The sequence below is a fragment of the Acinetobacter sp. P1(2023) genome (assembly GCF_028367635.1).
Taxonomy (GTDB): Bacteria; Pseudomonadota; Gammaproteobacteria; order Pseudomonadales; family Moraxellaceae; genus Acinetobacter; species Acinetobacter pittii_E.
Map to the genome: position 1 here is coordinate 65584 of NZ_JAQNDD010000001.1, position 13866 is coordinate 79449.

Annotated in this window: 15 protein-coding genes; 3 read left to right on the top strand and 12 right to left on the bottom strand. The window is 41.2% G+C overall.

Going from position 1 to position 13866, the window contains the following annotated elements:
* Nucleotides 1-59 precede the first annotated feature (59 nt).
* From POD11_RS00285 to POD11_RS00330, 10 genes are all read right to left on the bottom strand, one after another.
* On the bottom strand, nucleotides 60-443 hold the full coding sequence (locus POD11_RS00285) for a carboxymuconolactone decarboxylase family protein (RefSeq protein WP_000064100.1): 384 nt from the start codon (nucleotides 441-443) through the stop codon (nucleotides 60-62).
* Nucleotides 440-1897, bottom strand: coding sequence for an NAD-dependent succinate-semialdehyde dehydrogenase (locus POD11_RS00290; protein ID WP_262455910.1), 1458 nt, complete (start codon nucleotides 1895-1897; stop codon nucleotides 440-442). The genes POD11_RS00285 and POD11_RS00290 overlap by 4 nt, the downstream gene beginning before the upstream one ends.
* A 138-nt stretch (nucleotides 1898-2035) precedes the next feature.
* Nucleotides 2036-3205, bottom strand: a complete 1170-nt coding sequence (locus POD11_RS00295) for a hypothetical protein (protein ID WP_262455911.1) — start codon at nucleotides 3203-3205, stop codon at nucleotides 2036-2038.
* A 25-nt stretch (nucleotides 3206-3230) separates the two neighbouring features.
* Nucleotides 3231-4637, bottom strand: a complete 1407-nt coding sequence (locus POD11_RS00300) for a purine-cytosine permease family protein (protein WP_262455912.1) — start codon at nucleotides 4635-4637, stop codon at nucleotides 3231-3233.
* A gap of 38 nt (nucleotides 4638-4675) precedes the next feature.
* Entirely contained in the window at nucleotides 4676-4819 is a 144-nt protein-coding gene (locus POD11_RS00305; protein WP_075382724.1) for a hypothetical protein, read from the bottom strand.
* 121 nt (nucleotides 4820-4940) lie between these two features.
* Entirely contained in the window at nucleotides 4941-6410 is a 1470-nt protein-coding gene (gene tgnC / locus POD11_RS00310; protein ID WP_262455913.1) for a (Z)-2-((N-methylformamido)methylene)-5-hydroxybutyrolactone dehydrogenase, read from the bottom strand.
* A gap of 11 nt (nucleotides 6411-6421) precedes the next feature.
* The gene (gene tgnB, locus POD11_RS00315; protein WP_004793333.1) at nucleotides 6422-7459 is read right to left on the bottom strand and encodes a flavin-dependent trigonelline monooxygenase oxygenase component; all 1038 of its coding nucleotides are present in this window, start codon (nucleotides 7457-7459) and stop codon (nucleotides 6422-6424) included.
* Between the two features lie 2 nt (nucleotides 7460-7461).
* The gene (tgnA, locus tag POD11_RS00320; protein WP_262455914.1) at nucleotides 7462-8394 is read right to left on the bottom strand and encodes a flavin-dependent trigonelline monooxygenase reductase component; all 933 of its coding nucleotides are present in this window, start codon (nucleotides 8392-8394) and stop codon (nucleotides 7462-7464) included.
* A gap of 30 nt (nucleotides 8395-8424) precedes the next feature.
* Nucleotides 8425-9216 carry an alpha/beta fold hydrolase gene (locus POD11_RS00325; RefSeq protein WP_017389006.1) on the bottom strand — a complete coding sequence of 264 codons (792 nt, stop codon included), beginning with the start codon at nucleotides 9214-9216 and terminating at the stop codon, nucleotides 8425-8427.
* On the bottom strand, nucleotides 9185-9787 hold the full coding sequence (locus POD11_RS00330) for an amino acid synthesis family protein (protein WP_000420415.1): 603 nt from the start codon (nucleotides 9785-9787) through the stop codon (nucleotides 9185-9187). Before POD11_RS00330 ends, POD11_RS00325 begins: the two co-directional genes overlap by 32 nt.
* A 152-nt stretch (nucleotides 9788-9939) precedes the next feature.
* Between POD11_RS00330 and POD11_RS00335 the strand changes: the two genes are divergently transcribed.
* Together POD11_RS00335 and POD11_RS00340 are read left to right on the top strand one after the other, a co-directional pair.
* Nucleotides 9940-10602, top strand: coding sequence for a GntR family transcriptional regulator (locus POD11_RS00335; RefSeq protein ID WP_224991619.1), 663 nt, complete (start codon nucleotides 9940-9942; stop codon nucleotides 10600-10602).
* 62 nt (nucleotides 10603-10664) lie between these two features.
* Nucleotides 10665-10949, top strand: coding sequence for a DUF1330 domain-containing protein (locus POD11_RS00340; RefSeq protein WP_001277471.1), 285 nt, complete (start codon nucleotides 10665-10667; stop codon nucleotides 10947-10949).
* A 65-nt stretch (nucleotides 10950-11014) separates the two neighbouring features.
* Here POD11_RS00340 and POD11_RS00345 read toward each other — a convergent pair whose 3' ends face one another.
* Together POD11_RS00345 and POD11_RS00350 are read right to left on the bottom strand one after the other, a co-directional pair.
* On the bottom strand, nucleotides 11015-11659 hold the full coding sequence (locus tag POD11_RS00345; RefSeq protein WP_262455915.1) for a glutathione S-transferase family protein: 645 nt from the start codon (nucleotides 11657-11659) through the stop codon (nucleotides 11015-11017).
* A 342-nt stretch (nucleotides 11660-12001) separates the two neighbouring features.
* The gene (locus tag POD11_RS00350; protein ID WP_262455916.1) at nucleotides 12002-12895 is read right to left on the bottom strand and encodes an NAD(P)/FAD-dependent oxidoreductase; all 894 of its coding nucleotides are present in this window, start codon (nucleotides 12893-12895) and stop codon (nucleotides 12002-12004) included.
* A gap of 279 nt (nucleotides 12896-13174) precedes the next feature.
* Here POD11_RS00350 and POD11_RS00355 point away from each other — a divergent pair, with 279 nt between their 5' ends.
* Nucleotides 13175-13822 (top strand): TetR/AcrR family transcriptional regulator, encoded by a 648-nt coding sequence (locus tag POD11_RS00355; RefSeq protein ID WP_262455917.1) that lies wholly within the window; start codon nucleotides 13175-13177, stop codon nucleotides 13820-13822.
* Nucleotides 13823-13866 lie beyond the last annotated feature (44 nt).

Here is a 13866-nt window from a genome sequence, read left to right on the forward strand (position 1 = left end):
ATATAAATAAGGCCTCATCCACTTGAACAAGGCCTTTTTATAATATTCAAACCGAAAGTTTATTGCTCAGATTCAAACTCCTTAATTGCCTCTTTAGCAATACGAAAGCTATCTACAGCAGCAGGCACGCCACAGTAAATGGCTACCTGTAAAAGCACTTCGCGAATTTTCTCTTTAGGTACGCCATTTCGAAGTGCACCTTTAACATGTAGTTTTAACTCATGTGGACGGTTTAAAGCCGAAATCATTGCCAAGTTAATTAAGCTGCGCTCAGGCTTACTTAACTCTTCACGTCCCCAAACAGCTCCCCAGCAATATTCAGTCACTAGCTCTTGAAGAGGAAGATTAAATTCATCGGCATTATTGATTGAATTATTTACATATTCTTCGCCAAGAACTTGTTTACGGATTGCTAAACCCTTTTCAAATTTTTCATTACTCATATATTCAATCCTCCAAACAAGGTGTATTTAATTTCCAGATAATCTTCAATACCGTATTTAGAACCTTCACGCCCCAAACCAGACTGTTTAATTCCACCAAAAGGCGCAACTTCATTTGAAATAAGGCCTTTATTAATTCCGACCATGCCATATTCGAGCTGTTCACTCATTCGCCAAGCACGGCCTAAATCTTTGGTATAACAATATGCGGCTAAACCAAATTCAGTTGCGTTTGCCATTTCTACCGCTTGTTGCTCGGTTTCAAATTTAAATACGGCTGCCAGTGGACCAAACGTTTCTTGGGTTGCAACGTCCATATCAGCGGTAACATCTGCAATCAGTGTCGGTTCAAAAAATAATTCACCCGCTGTATGTTTTTTACCACCAATCACAAGACGACCATTTTTATCTAAGGCATCTTGAATATGAGCTTCAACTTTTTTCACCGCATTGGCATTAATTAATGGCCCAATGTCATGCCCTGCTTCTAATCCATTACCAATATTAAAGTTTTGAATTTTTTGGCTTAAGGCAGCAATAAATTTTTCATAAATGCCAGCCTGCACCAAGAATCGATTGACGCACACACAGGTTTGCCCTGCATTTCTAAATTTGGCAATGAGTGCTCCCTCAATTGCTGCATCTAAATCGGCATCATCAAATACAATAAACGGCGCATTGCCACCCAACTCTAAGGAAACTTTTTTCAAGGTTTTTGCTGAACGCTCAAGCAACATTTTGCCGACGGGTGTTGAACCGGTAAAAGTAAACTTGCGTACGACATCACTTTCAAAAATCGCAGCCCCAATATGAACCGCATCGCCCGTAATCACACTAAAAATTTCAGCAGGCACGCCAGCTTGTACAGCTAAGTCGACTAAAGCCAAAGCAGTAAAAGGCGTTTCAGGTGCTGGTTTTACAATGCAAGGACAACCTGCTGCCAAGGCTGGAGCTACTTTACGCGTAATCATGGCAGCCGGAAAATTCCAAGGTGTAATGGCTGCAACGACACCAATAGGCTGTTTATTTACAACAATACGAGCATCGGGATATGGGCTTGGAATAATATCGCCATATACTCGTTTTGCTTCTTCGGCAAACCATTCAATAAAACTTGCAGCATATAAAATTTCACCTTTGGCTTCGGCTAAAGGCTTTCCTTGCTCACTTGTTAAAATAAAAGCCAAGTCATCTGCATTTGAAATGATTAAATCGAACCATTTTTTTAAAATAATTGATCGATCTTTTGCTGTTTTATTTTTCCATAGCGGCCAAGCTTCTTTGGCAGCTTCAATGGCACGCTCGGCCTCAGCCTTACCCATATTCGGGACAGTACCAATCACTTCTAATGTTGCGGGATTTAAAATTTCGGATGTTTGTTGATGGTCTGCATCGCACCACTTTCCAGCAACAAAGGCTTGCTGACGAAATAAAGCGAGTTCATTAAGCTGCATGATCATTATCCTGTTGAGATCTTCTGCATTGATAGTGGAGCGATAGATAAATTAAATAGCTCACCATCAACTTTGTATTATGGCATACCAAAAAATAATTTAAAAAAATTTTCGGTATGCCCGAATGTTTAAATATTTTTAGAAATAATAAAACAGCGTTAAGTTAAGCAACTTATTCCACTGGTTATCATCCCCTTGTGCCAATGAATCTTGAGTCCCACCAATGAACGGGTCATTTTTACTCATGATGTATTCAGCCACCAAAGATAGCTGTTTATGGTCAATAGACACACCAATAATATTACGGATCGAATCTTTCATATTGTCCTGATCTTTATCGTACTGACTGTACATAAAGTACGGCGTAATGTTTCCGATCTGCTTAACATTTTTGAAAGAGTAGCCCACGTCTGCGGTATAGAACGTTCCTTTGTTAGCCACATAATATTCCGTGTCGTAAGAACCCATGAGTGACTGATTAGGATTGAGCTGATCCTGATTAGTTACATCATTTTTACCACCTGTAAGGGTCACATTAAAATTACCATAATTGGCTTTACCAAAAAGTGCCCATGCATGACGGCGGCCATCACTCGAAGCGGCTTTATTTTCAATATCCGATGTCCAATATGAACCACCGAGCTGTGTGGTTAAACCATTGATTCCAAGATTTACATCTTGAGTCACTCGGCCTACCCACATGTTCTTTTCTTGCAAATCGGTTTTATTCGGATCATCTGAACTCACGTAGTTTGCTGTATAACGACCTGAATCTTGGGTAGAACCTGTGTAGTTTCCACCATCTACCGCAAAATACCCCACATCAAATTTGGTTGCTGTCGGCAATTCAAAGTGATAGTTCAAACCAAGATTATGAACATCCTCTAAACCTGCGGTTGTGCTCATACTTCCATATAGGCTATTGCCCCAGAAACGTCCCGGCCCAAATGGAATCGGCTGAACACCTGCCACCACCAGATCTGTTTTATTTAATTTGTATCCTACATAACCATCAACCAACGTAGAAAAATCACATAGACGGTCATATTGATAACAACGATATTCCGCATGGCCAAATAACGGTCCACGCTCGTAGTCCAGTTTTAACTGCGCAGCATCAAAACGAATTTTTTGATCAGAAGCAGTTTCGCCATAATGTTTATCTTGATAGTTAGCGCGGACATAGCCCGATACGGTGAGCTTACCGTATTCACCATCGGTATCTCCAAAACTTACACCTGCGTAACTTGGATAAATTACGGCCATCAATGCTGCGCTTAGAGCCGCTTGTAAATAGCTTTTTTTCATTGTGGGATTCCTTTCACTACAATGCTTATTGAGGTAATTTTGCGTTTAATGCGGGAGCTGAACATTTAATCTTTCCTAGATTAAAAACGTAATACACCACCAGACTCACCACCAATCCAATGACCCATGAAATATCCGCATCCGGAATTACATCGGCCAATGCACCTGTGAAAAACGCATTTTTTAAGAATGGGATCTGTACCGCGATCCCAATGAAATAAGCCGTAAGCGCTTTTGCATTAAATTTGCCGTAAATACCGCCATCACGTGCAAAGATCGATTGAATGTCATAAGACTTTTTATTCACGACATAGAAATCTAATAAATTAATAGACACCCATGGCACCAAAATAAATAACAAGGCAAAAATCACATTCAAGAAGAAACTAATAAAGTTACTTGATGCCCAAAGTGCCGTTAAAGTCGCTAGAACTAATACAATGATTGATAACACGACTCGGATATTTCGGCTTGGCATCCATTGCCCTGCAAAAGTCTGAATTGAGGTAATACAAGACAGAACCGCACCGTAGAGGTTCATGGCATTATGACCAATGATATTGCATAAGAACAAAATCATAAGAACATAACCGAACAGCCCAGTGCCTGACTTTACCGCTTCCATAGCATCTGTGGTTGAGCCAATACTGACCGCAATCGTACCAAATGCCATCGCAAAAATAGTTCCTAACGATGCGCCTAAATAGGTAAAGATAAATGGCTTATAAATACCAATCGACTTCGGTAAATATCGTGAATAATCTGAGGTATAAGGCGAGAAACTAATTTGCCATACTGCACATAAACCGAACATGGCAAACCAGCCTTTCATATTGAAAGAGCCTTTAGCAAGTACATCTGCATTAATATGCGGCACCATAATCATGAGGCCGATGAGCAACGAACCACCCATAAACCAAGTTCCAATTTTATTGAACTTATGGATAAAGTGGTAACCAATCACGCCAATTGTGGTTGCTGCAATTGCGCCAATCACGGTCGCGGTTGGCACTGGAATGGCAGGAACAACGGTATGCAGGGTTTTGCCTGACAAAATAATGTTAGAGATGAAAAAACCTAAATAGATGAGGGTGGTAAACAGTACAACCAGCAATGCCCCATAACGCCCAAACTGTGCGCGGCTCTGAATCATTTGAGGAATGCCGACCTGCGGACCTTGCGCAGAGGTTAAAGCCAGAATCGCTGCACCAAAAAAATGTCCACAGCAGATCGCAAGCAATGCACTTACAATATTGAGGTTAAAGGTTAAAATTGACATTGCACCCGTAATCATGGCAAGCGGTGCAATATTGGTACAAAACCATAATGTGAATAGATCGCGAACTTTCCCATTACGTTCAGAGGGAGCAACATAATCAATAGAATGACTTTCGATAGCGAAAGCATTATTGCTATTTTCGTTTTGGCTCATATCCTTAATCTCTCTTTGAGGAATTCATTTCCTCAACATCAAAAAATCTGCCCAGCCAAAGTCATTTCAATATGACTCGGCTTCATCTTTTTATTTCCTTTTACAAACAGCTCATTTCTCTGTTTGTGTTGTTTTAGCCAAGAAAAAGGTAAAGCCAGTCCGATCAATACTTGATTAAGCATCGATACATCTAGTTTTACATTTTCAACTATTAAAGCTTTAGGCGATTACTGGGTTTGACTGATTCATTTTTTCATCCTTGAAATTAAAATCCCGTTATATTTTCATACCTCAAGTCACGACTTATCTCATGACAAATGGGTCATCAATTGGCTCATCTGAGGTACGTAACCAAACTGTTTTGGTGGCGGTGTAATCTAGAACTGCATTTGCGCCACCTTCCCGCCCATGTCCCGAAAGCCCATGTCCACCAAAAGGTGCAAGTGGAGAAACAGCGCGGTAAGTGTTTAGCCAAACAATTCCCGACCCAATGACTTTGGTCATACGGTGCGCACGGCTTAAATTGGTGGTAAAAACGCCTGCTGCCAGCCCGTAAGGCGTGCTATTGGCTTTTTGCACAGCTTCCGCTTCATCTTTGAAACTATCTACCGATAACACCGGACCAAATAGTTCGGTTGTAATGCAATCTGCTTGAGGTGCATCGGTGCAATCTAAAATGGTCGGTGGATAGTAATACCCTGCTCGCTCAAGGCTTTTACCGCCAGTAAGAAGTTTTGCACCTTGCTGGATTGAACTTGCAACGACTTGCTCGATTTTTTGGCGTTGGCGTAAAGTACAAAGCGGTCCAAACTCGGTTGTCATTTCATGGGGTAAACCAATTTTTATGGTTTGTACACGCTCAACCAAACGTTGAACAAATTCATCTTTAATGCTTTCTTCAACCAGTAGACGTGAACCTGCCACACAACTCTGCCCTGTGGCCGCAAAAATAGCAGCGACCTGAGCATTTACCGCACTTTGAATATCTGCATCAGCAAATACAATAAATGGAGATTTGCCACCTAATTCGAGTGAAACTTTTGCAAGATTTTCAGCCGAGTTACGCACAATGTGTCTTGCCGTTTCTGGACCACCTGTAAACGCAACATGAGCAACGTCCGGATGACTACTCAACACGGCGCCACATTCAGGGCCGAAACCAGTAATCACATTGACCACTCCAGCCGGAAAACCCGCCTCATGGACCAATTTAGCAAAAGCCAACAATGGCCCAGGACCATCTTCAGAGGCTTTGAGCACGACTGTACAACCTGCCGCTAAAGCTGGGCCGACCTTCACTGCCGATAGAAATAACTGACTGTTCCAAGGAACGATTGCAGCAACCACACCTACTGGTTCACGAACAATCCATGCTTGCATGTCTGCCTTATCAATCGGTAGAAAACTACCCTCTAATTTGTCGGCAATACCTGCATAGTAGCGATAATATTCAGCGACATAGGCAATCTGGCTCGATGTTTCACGAATAATTTTGCCCGTGTCACTGGTTTCAATTTGAGCCAATTGCGATGCAGCTTTTTCAATTAAATCAGCCAGTTTATAGAGCAATTTACCGCGCTGTGAAGCAGTTAAACCTGCCCAAGCTGGTGCTTTTAACGCACTTGATGCCGCCTGAACTGCTCGATTGACTTCATCAGTTCGGGCTTCTGGCATGTGTGCCCAGACTTCACCTGTTGCAGGATTAATACTTTCAAAAGTCGCTGCACCAGATTCAAACTGACCATTAATATAAAGCTGAAAATCTGCTGTCATGATATTCGCCTCTATGCAAATGCCGGCATAACTTCATTGATCATACGTTCTAATGAGGCTTTTTTACGTTCAAAGCTCATGCCCGTATCAATCCAGAAAGAATATTCGTTGTAACCCATCGCTTCATAAGCTTTTAAGCGGTCAATTACTTCTTGGGCCTGCCCAATCACGTTATTTTTGCGCATCGCTTCTGGTGTATAAAAAGGATGTGCAGCAATTTCTTCAGCACTTAAAGGTGCGATTAAACCTTGATTAATTTCACGCTCATTTTTAAACCATGCGCCGAAATAGTTATAGAAGGTATTGATTTCATCTGCTGCCAGTTGAGCATCTTCTTCACTATCTGCCACATAGGTATGGCGGAGCAACATAATTTCAGGGCGCTGAATTTCATTGAACTTTTCACAAGCTGCATTGAAATGCCCCATGAGCTTTTCAACTTCTTCGTCACCTAAATGCAAAGGCGTTACCTGTACATTACAGCCATTTTGTACAGCAAATTCATGGCTATTTGGATCACGGGCAGCAACCCAAATTGGTGGGTGCGGTTGTTGAAGCGGTTGAGGTGCTGAGGTGGTTTTTGGAAACTGCCAAAATTCACCGTTATGCTCATAATCGCCTTTCCAAAGGTTTTTAATGGCAGGAATCATTTCACGTAAACGCTGACCTGCACTCCATGCATCCATACCCGGAACCATACGTTCATATTCAAACGAATAGGCACCGCGAGCAATACCAATATCTAAACGGCCATTGGTAATAATGTCGGTCATTGCAGCTTCGCCTGCAAGTTTAATCGGATGCCAGAATGGCGCTACCACCGTACCCGTACCTAAACGGACATTTTTGGTTTTATTGGCTAAATCGACCAGATTTAAAAATGGGTTTGGTGCAATGGTAAAGTTCATGGCATGGTGTTCGCCTGTCCAAACCGCATGCATCCCGCCACGGTCTGCAATCTGACAAAGCTCAATCATTTCATCATAAAGCTGCTTCTGGGTTTGCTGATCAGAAACACGTTCCATATGCACAAATAATGAAAAACGCATGATTAAACTTCCTCTTTAACGATTTGACGAACTGTACCTGTTGTCTGATTTCCGTAATAAACACCATAAGTTTTTAAATGGTTTTCTTTGCGATAGCGCATCAGCATACTTTCTAAAGCACTGTCTACAAACTCTAGCTTTTCAAGATCATTTAAATCGACAAACTGACCTTTAGTGGCTTGAGCTACGGGTGTGTTGCATAAAAATGAAATATATTGCTGCTGGTTTTCAACGTTTTCATATACAGAGTAAATGAAGTTGGCAGAAGCATCTGGCTGATATTCTGCAAAGATTTTCTCAAGCGCTTTATCGGCACCGTTTTTATCTACCATCACATGTGGAATAGTCCATTTATGATCGGCAGTTTCTTCAAGCAAAATGGTATTTTCATGACCAATGATCGCACTCATCACCACTTTAGGACCAGAGATGACCTCGGCAGAAAGTTTGGCTGGTGTGAAATATCCACCACGATAATAACCAAGACCTGCAAAACCTGTCGAAGCAAAATCTTCAACTTTACCAATTAAAATGGCATGGTCACCTGCATCGACAACCTGATAAGTTGTACAGTCAAACCATGCACTCACATGATCGATCAGCGGGTTTTGGCAAGCACTTTTTGACCATGAAATATTTGCAAAACGGTCTTCGCTTGGACGAGCAAAAGTATTCGAAACATCCTTTTGCTCTTCTGCCAAAATATTGATTGCAAAATGAGTGGTATTTGCAAAGTTATGATAATTGCTTGATGTCTTGGCAATACTCACTAGAAGTAAAGCTGGGTCCAAAGACACCGAAGCAAAAGAGTTCGCTGTAAAGCCAAGTGGCGTTCCATCTTCTTTACAGGTTGTGACCACGGTAACGCCCGTCATAAATGACCCGAAAGCATCACGTAATTCACGTATTTTATTAATTGTATCCATTTCACTCATTGTTATATTCCTTCAGCAATGTGTGGCAAATTAAACGCTGGTTTCCAACCACGCTTGCATTGCATTATTCACTTTGTCAGGTGCAGTTAAGTTCACCATGTGACGTTCATTTTCAATGACAATTGCAGTGCCATGCTTTGCCTGATTCGCCATTTGCACAGCCATTTCTGCAGTTGAGTTCGGATCATCCGTTCCGGTCAACACCAAAGCAGGACAAGTAATCTTTGACCAGTCATCTGCATAGGTTTCATCGCCTTGCGCAAAAGCAGAATATGCAGTGGTATAACCAGACAAGTCGACATTTTCGAGCCATGATTTCACTTTGGCTGCTGCTATACGCTCGACTTCACTTTCGCCAAACCAACGCTGTAGCGGAGTCTCAACATCAATACGGCCTGTTTTTAACTCTTCAGCTCTTTGGATCACGGCATTACGTGCTTGTGTTGTACGTTTATATACACCATTGAGCACCGCCATCCGTTTAACTAAATCAGGACGGGTAACGCTAACTCCTGTAGTAATTAGCGAGCCCATTGAATGTCCCGCTAAATTTACAGGCCCTAAATTTAAGGCTGTAATAAATTCGATGGTCCATTCCACAAAATCTTGTAACTTTGCTTCTGCCGGTAATTTGGTGCTTTGACCATGTCCCGGCATATCTACTGAAATTACATGATAATGTTTAGAAAAATATTCAATTTGTGGATACCATGCCGCAGCTTGCATTCCCACTCCATGGATCAGAACCAGAGGCTCTCCTTCGCCTTGCTCAAAATAGTGAGCAATACGGTTATTTGACAGCTGCAGGGTTTTTGACATCATGACCTAACTCTTCCAAATCTTTATAACGATCACCAATACGATGATGTGGTCGACCACCTGTTGCTGCACCAATCACAACAACCAGCTCATCGGCAGCAGGTGCATCTGGAATTGCAAATTGCAATGTTAAGTAATGAGAACGGCGGCCTTCGTCATTTTTATCCATCATTGGAATTAAAATCGGCGCATTTGCCGGGCCACGAGTATTGTTAAATGCCAAATAAGATTTCGCACCGACAGCACTACGGTAAGTATTACCAAAATGTAAGGTATGAATTAAAGCTGATGCATGCTCAAGTTCACCATTTAGGCCCACCACTGCACTTTTACCAAAAGCTTCAACAGCTTCGCCTGAACCGACTTCATCAAGAATAAGCTTGGTTAAATGTTCACTTAAGATCGGTGCAATGCGACGAATTTCCGGTGTTAGGTTTTCTACATAACCTTGCCCTGCCCACGGATTTTTAATAACCGCTGCGGCTGCCACCATTTTTAAAGGCTTAGCTGCTTCTTTGCCGCCATCTACATAAGTGGTTTCTACATGAAGCACTGTTTTACGTATGAGTTCCATTGCTCTTCCTTGCAAGTAAATTATCTTGTCATTCGTATTATGGTATACCATAATACATACTGAAAAAAAAGCAAGAGTTTGCTATCCTAATTTTTATTGAAAAACATGTGATGAAACTCAACATGTTAAAAAACAGGAAAATTTAATTATTTATGAATCTTAAAATTGAAAACCCGCCCGTAACATTACGAGAGCTGTGTTTAGATAAAGTGCGCAATGCCATTATTACGGGCTATTTCCCTTCAGGAAAAAGACTGGTTGAAAGAACGTTATGTGAAGAACTCGGCGTGAGCCGTTCTGTGGTTCGCGAAGTGATTCGTTATTTAGAAGCAGAAGGTTTAGTCGAGATTTTGCCAAATAAAGGCCCTATCGTTTCGCTACTTAACTGGGACATCGCTTCACAGATTTATGAAATTCGTCTTTTGTTAGAGCAAAGTGCTGTGGTTGACTGCACTAAAAACCTCGATGATAAAACTGCTGAAAAATTAAAGCTTCTATTAGAAGATCTTAAAGCTGCTTTTGCTGCCGATGACATCAATCTAATTATTGCGACCTCAACCCAGCTTTATCAAACCATCTTCGCTACCGCAAATCATCATATTGCTTGGGAAGTAGTTCAGCGCTTAAATGGCCGAATTAGCCGCCTTCGTGCCATGACCATGAAATCAACAAAACGTGAAATTTCAGGTTATCAACGTATTAAAAATATGTGTGAAGCCATCTATCTTCACAAAGACCCTGAAAAGGCAAAACAAGCGGTTGCTGAACATATTGCTGAAGCTGCGGCTGTCGCAAAAAATATTTTAGATGCGTGAAATCACAAATTTTAGGAAAAGGTAAATAGGCCTTTATTTAATAAATTATAGGGAAATACGATATGTCTGCTTACTGGATTGCTCATGTCACTATTCATGATATGGAACAATATAAACAATATATGGCCACTGCTCCGCAAGCTTTTCAAAAGTACGGTGCCAAGTTTCTTGCTCGTGGCGGTGCCTCAGAAGTTTTAGAGGGACAAGAGTTTGAACGACACGTGGTGATTGAGTTTCCAGATATGGAAACTGCACGTGAATGTTACTTTTCACCTGAATATCAGCTTGCCAAAAGTAAACGTCAAGGCTGCTGTGATGTCATGGTGAGTTTTGTTGAAGGGATCTAAATTGCTGAATTGATTTCTCTACTTGAGAAATCAATTCTTTTTGAAGTGCTTAAGAACATTTTGTTTTAGGCATTTGTTTGGTGAGGAAGATTTTGTTCTATAGACATGGCTTTTTGCCAGCTTTCTAAGCTTTCTAGACTTTTTACATATTGTTCAATATTGAGATATTTTGAGCGAATATTTAAAGAATTAATTAGACCATAGACTACGAAACCAATCATAAAATCTGCACCCGTTAAGCTATTGCCTACTAAGAATTTTTTGCCTACTAATTGTTGATCTAAATACGAAAATACTTTATCCAACTCGGCATGCGCATATCGGTCCAAGAACTTTAATTGAGTGCCATTTTTTAACTCAATTGAATTAAAAATGTTTAATAAATATGGAACCATTGCCGAACTTTCTGAAAAATGAATCCATTGCAAATAATCAAGATAACTGTCCGAATCTTTTGCAGGCATAAGTTGTGGAGCAAACTTTTCAATCAAAATTTCTACAATTGCACCTGATTCTGCAATTACTTTTCCATTGAGCTCAATCACAGGTGATTTGCCTAAAGGATGAATGTTTTTTAATTCTTGAGGTGCAAGATTTGTAGTTTTATCTCGAAAATAACTTTTTAATTCATAAGGTTGATTAATTTCTTCAAGTAACCATAGAATGCGAAATGAGCGTGAAGCATTTAAATGATGAAGAATAATAGACATTAATTTTCTCTTTAAAACTAAAAGGACAACAAAGTAAGACCTCACTATATAGATTAGTAGACGACCGGTCTAATATTTTTTGTTAATAATGCTCCTAACCAAATAAGGCTGTATGGACTACTCACTTAACAGAGTCAAAGTATGCCTCAATCATTTTGGCTATAAGTTTAGTACCAGATAAGTTTTTCTCTGGATCTACCTACTAAAAGCTAAACAAAGAGGCCGAAACCTCTTTATTCTTATTGCACTAAAAATCAGTCATCAAATATGACGAACTCTTGCTCAGAAGTGCTTTTAATCAAAGGCTAACAACCACATAGCTAAAGAAAAGAGTATTTGCACTCAAACTAACATCGACTGCTGAGCAGAGATACCCGCAAGTGCGCCCTGCGATGAGGCTGCGGTAACTGAAGACATGAGTGGATTAGCGAGATCACCAGCAGCATAGATGCCGGATATACTGGTTTCACGACGTTCATCAACCTTAATGGCTATACCGAAAGGTGTAGCGACCGTGGCAAGGCCCAATGTTTCGTGTAGGCCTATGGACGGCTTAGTGTCTGGATGTGCGAATAGAATATCAACCATGACATTTTGATGGTTATAAAAACCTACAGTTACTGTGCGCCCTTCGTTATGGACAATTTCAGTAATCTGACCTTCTACAACATTTACATTACGGCGTTCGAGATCTGCAAGAACATCAGCAGAAATCTCGTGACCATTGGTGAAGACTGTTAATGTACTCGTCCAATCATGATATAGACGTACATAATTGTGGGACTTTGGACCAGACCAGACGAGTCCCCAATGTTGTTCAGCAACTTCAAAACCGTCACAGTAAGGACAAGGCACGATGGATGTTCCCCAATTTTCAGCGAAACCAGAAATATCAGGCATCTGATCGGCTACACCATAGCTTAAGATGAGACGGCGTGCGCCCATAGTCTTGCCATCGTGAGTCAGAACAGAAAAGTTATCGATAGAACCAGAGATGCTTTCAGCCCGAGCATTGACTAACTGAATCGTTGGATAGCGTTCTAACTGTCGACGTGCTTCAGCTAAGATTTCTAGCGGCGGTTTATGGTCATGTCCAAGCAGCCCATGAGAATGACCAGCGAAGCGATTGCGCGGCAGCCCCGTGTCAAGAACAGTGACCTTACGACGGGCACGGCCGAGTTGCAGTGCAGCGGCAAGACCAGCAAAGCTGCCTCCTATAATAATGACGTCATCCATAGTGATAGGCTCCTAATTTAAATCAAGAAGTTAGCTGATGCCTGAGTTTCAATACCTTGATAAGATATTTACTTGTAACAGGCAATTAAGACACTTCGATATTGCAGAGAAAGTCACCCATCACTGTGCTGCCCCCATCGAACACTATGGCGTTAGATATGCAGGAGAAGATCTAGGTCTAAAAGACATCGCTGAGATCTAATCACTGGCTTGCACATTTTGGATACTTCATGGTATCGTAATTCAGCAATTAAGATACTGTCAAGGACTATAATTATTGTGAGCGAGAAAAAAAGAAGTCAACGCGGTCGGCCAGTCAATCAAGCATTAGCTCAAACGATAGTGGATGCTGCGTATGAACTTTTTGTCGAATTGGGTTTTCAAGCAGCAACATTGGACAAAGTTGCTCAGAAAGCAAAGATATCAAAGCTTAGTATCTATCGACATTTCGAAAATAAAGAGGCCCTTTTCAGCGCAGCAATATTGGATCGGTGCCGACAGTTTGCACCACAAACTCTTTTTGAAGGACTCCAAGGTTCGGCCGAAGAACAACTTATGGCGGTGGGATCATCCCTACTGCGTACGTTATTAAGCCCAGACGTTCGTAGTGTCGAGGCTATGATCGTAGCCGATAAGACAAACCAAAAGTCGTTAAGTAAGCTCCATTATGAAGCTGGCCCTACCCATGTCATCGCCCAAATTGAAACCTTATTACTTCAATTGCATACAAAAGGAACTTTGAACATACCCGATCCTTTTCAATCGGCTCGAATGTTTGCTGCACTTTTTAAAGGATCTGATCTGTTAATGATTGCGCGTTTTGATGAAGTGAGAGCAAACGACGATCATGAAATTGAATCTTATAGTAAATCAGCGGTCGCTATGTTTATAGCGGCGCACGGTGGCAATGACCATGCTGCTGAATAAGCTTAGTTACTGGTTAGATGGCTTAGCCTGAAATTGTTAGTAGT

Excerpts from the sequence above, each read along its gene's own strand:
- POD11_RS00285 (WP_000064100.1), bottom strand. The coding sequence starts at position 443 with ATGAGTAATGAAAAATTTGAAAAGGGTTTAGCAATCCGTAAACAAGTT.
- POD11_RS00290 (WP_262455910.1), bottom strand. The coding sequence starts at position 1,897 with ATGCAGCTTAATGAACTCGCTTTATTTCGTCAGCAAGCCTTTGTTGCT.
- POD11_RS00295 (WP_262455911.1), bottom strand. The coding sequence starts at position 3,205 with ATGAAAAAAAGCTATTTACAAGCGGCTCTAAGCGCAGCATTGATGGCC.
- POD11_RS00300 (WP_262455912.1), bottom strand. The coding sequence starts at position 4,637 with ATGAGCCAAAACGAAAATAGCAATAATGCTTTCGCTATCGAAAGTCAT.
- POD11_RS00305 (WP_075382724.1), bottom strand. The coding sequence starts at position 4,819 with ATGCTTAATCAAGTATTGATCGGACTGGCTTTACCTTTTTCTTGGCTA.
- tgnC (WP_262455913.1), bottom strand. The coding sequence starts at position 6,410 with ATGACAGCAGATTTTCAGCTTTATATTAATGGTCAGTTTGAATCTGGT.
- tgnB (WP_004793333.1), bottom strand. The coding sequence starts at position 7,459 with ATGCGTTTTTCATTATTTGTGCATATGGAACGTGTTTCTGATCAGCAA.
- tgnA (WP_262455914.1), bottom strand. The coding sequence starts at position 8,394 with ATGAGTGAAATGGATACAATTAATAAAATACGTGAATTACGTGATGCT.
- POD11_RS00325 (WP_017389006.1), bottom strand. The coding sequence starts at position 9,216 with ATGATGTCAAAAACCCTGCAGCTGTCAAATAACCGTATTGCTCACTAT.
- POD11_RS00330 (WP_000420415.1), bottom strand. The coding sequence starts at position 9,787 with ATGGAACTCATACGTAAAACAGTGCTTCATGTAGAAACCACTTATGTA.
- POD11_RS00335 (WP_224991619.1), top strand. The coding sequence starts at position 9,940 with ATGAATCTTAAAATTGAAAACCCGCCCGTAACATTACGAGAGCTGTGT.
- POD11_RS00340 (WP_001277471.1), top strand. The coding sequence starts at position 10,665 with ATGTCTGCTTACTGGATTGCTCATGTCACTATTCATGATATGGAACAA.
- POD11_RS00345 (WP_262455915.1), bottom strand. The coding sequence starts at position 11,659 with ATGTCTATTATTCTTCATCATTTAAATGCTTCACGCTCATTTCGCATT.
- POD11_RS00350 (WP_262455916.1), bottom strand. The coding sequence starts at position 12,895 with ATGGATGACGTCATTATTATAGGAGGCAGCTTTGCTGGTCTTGCCGCT.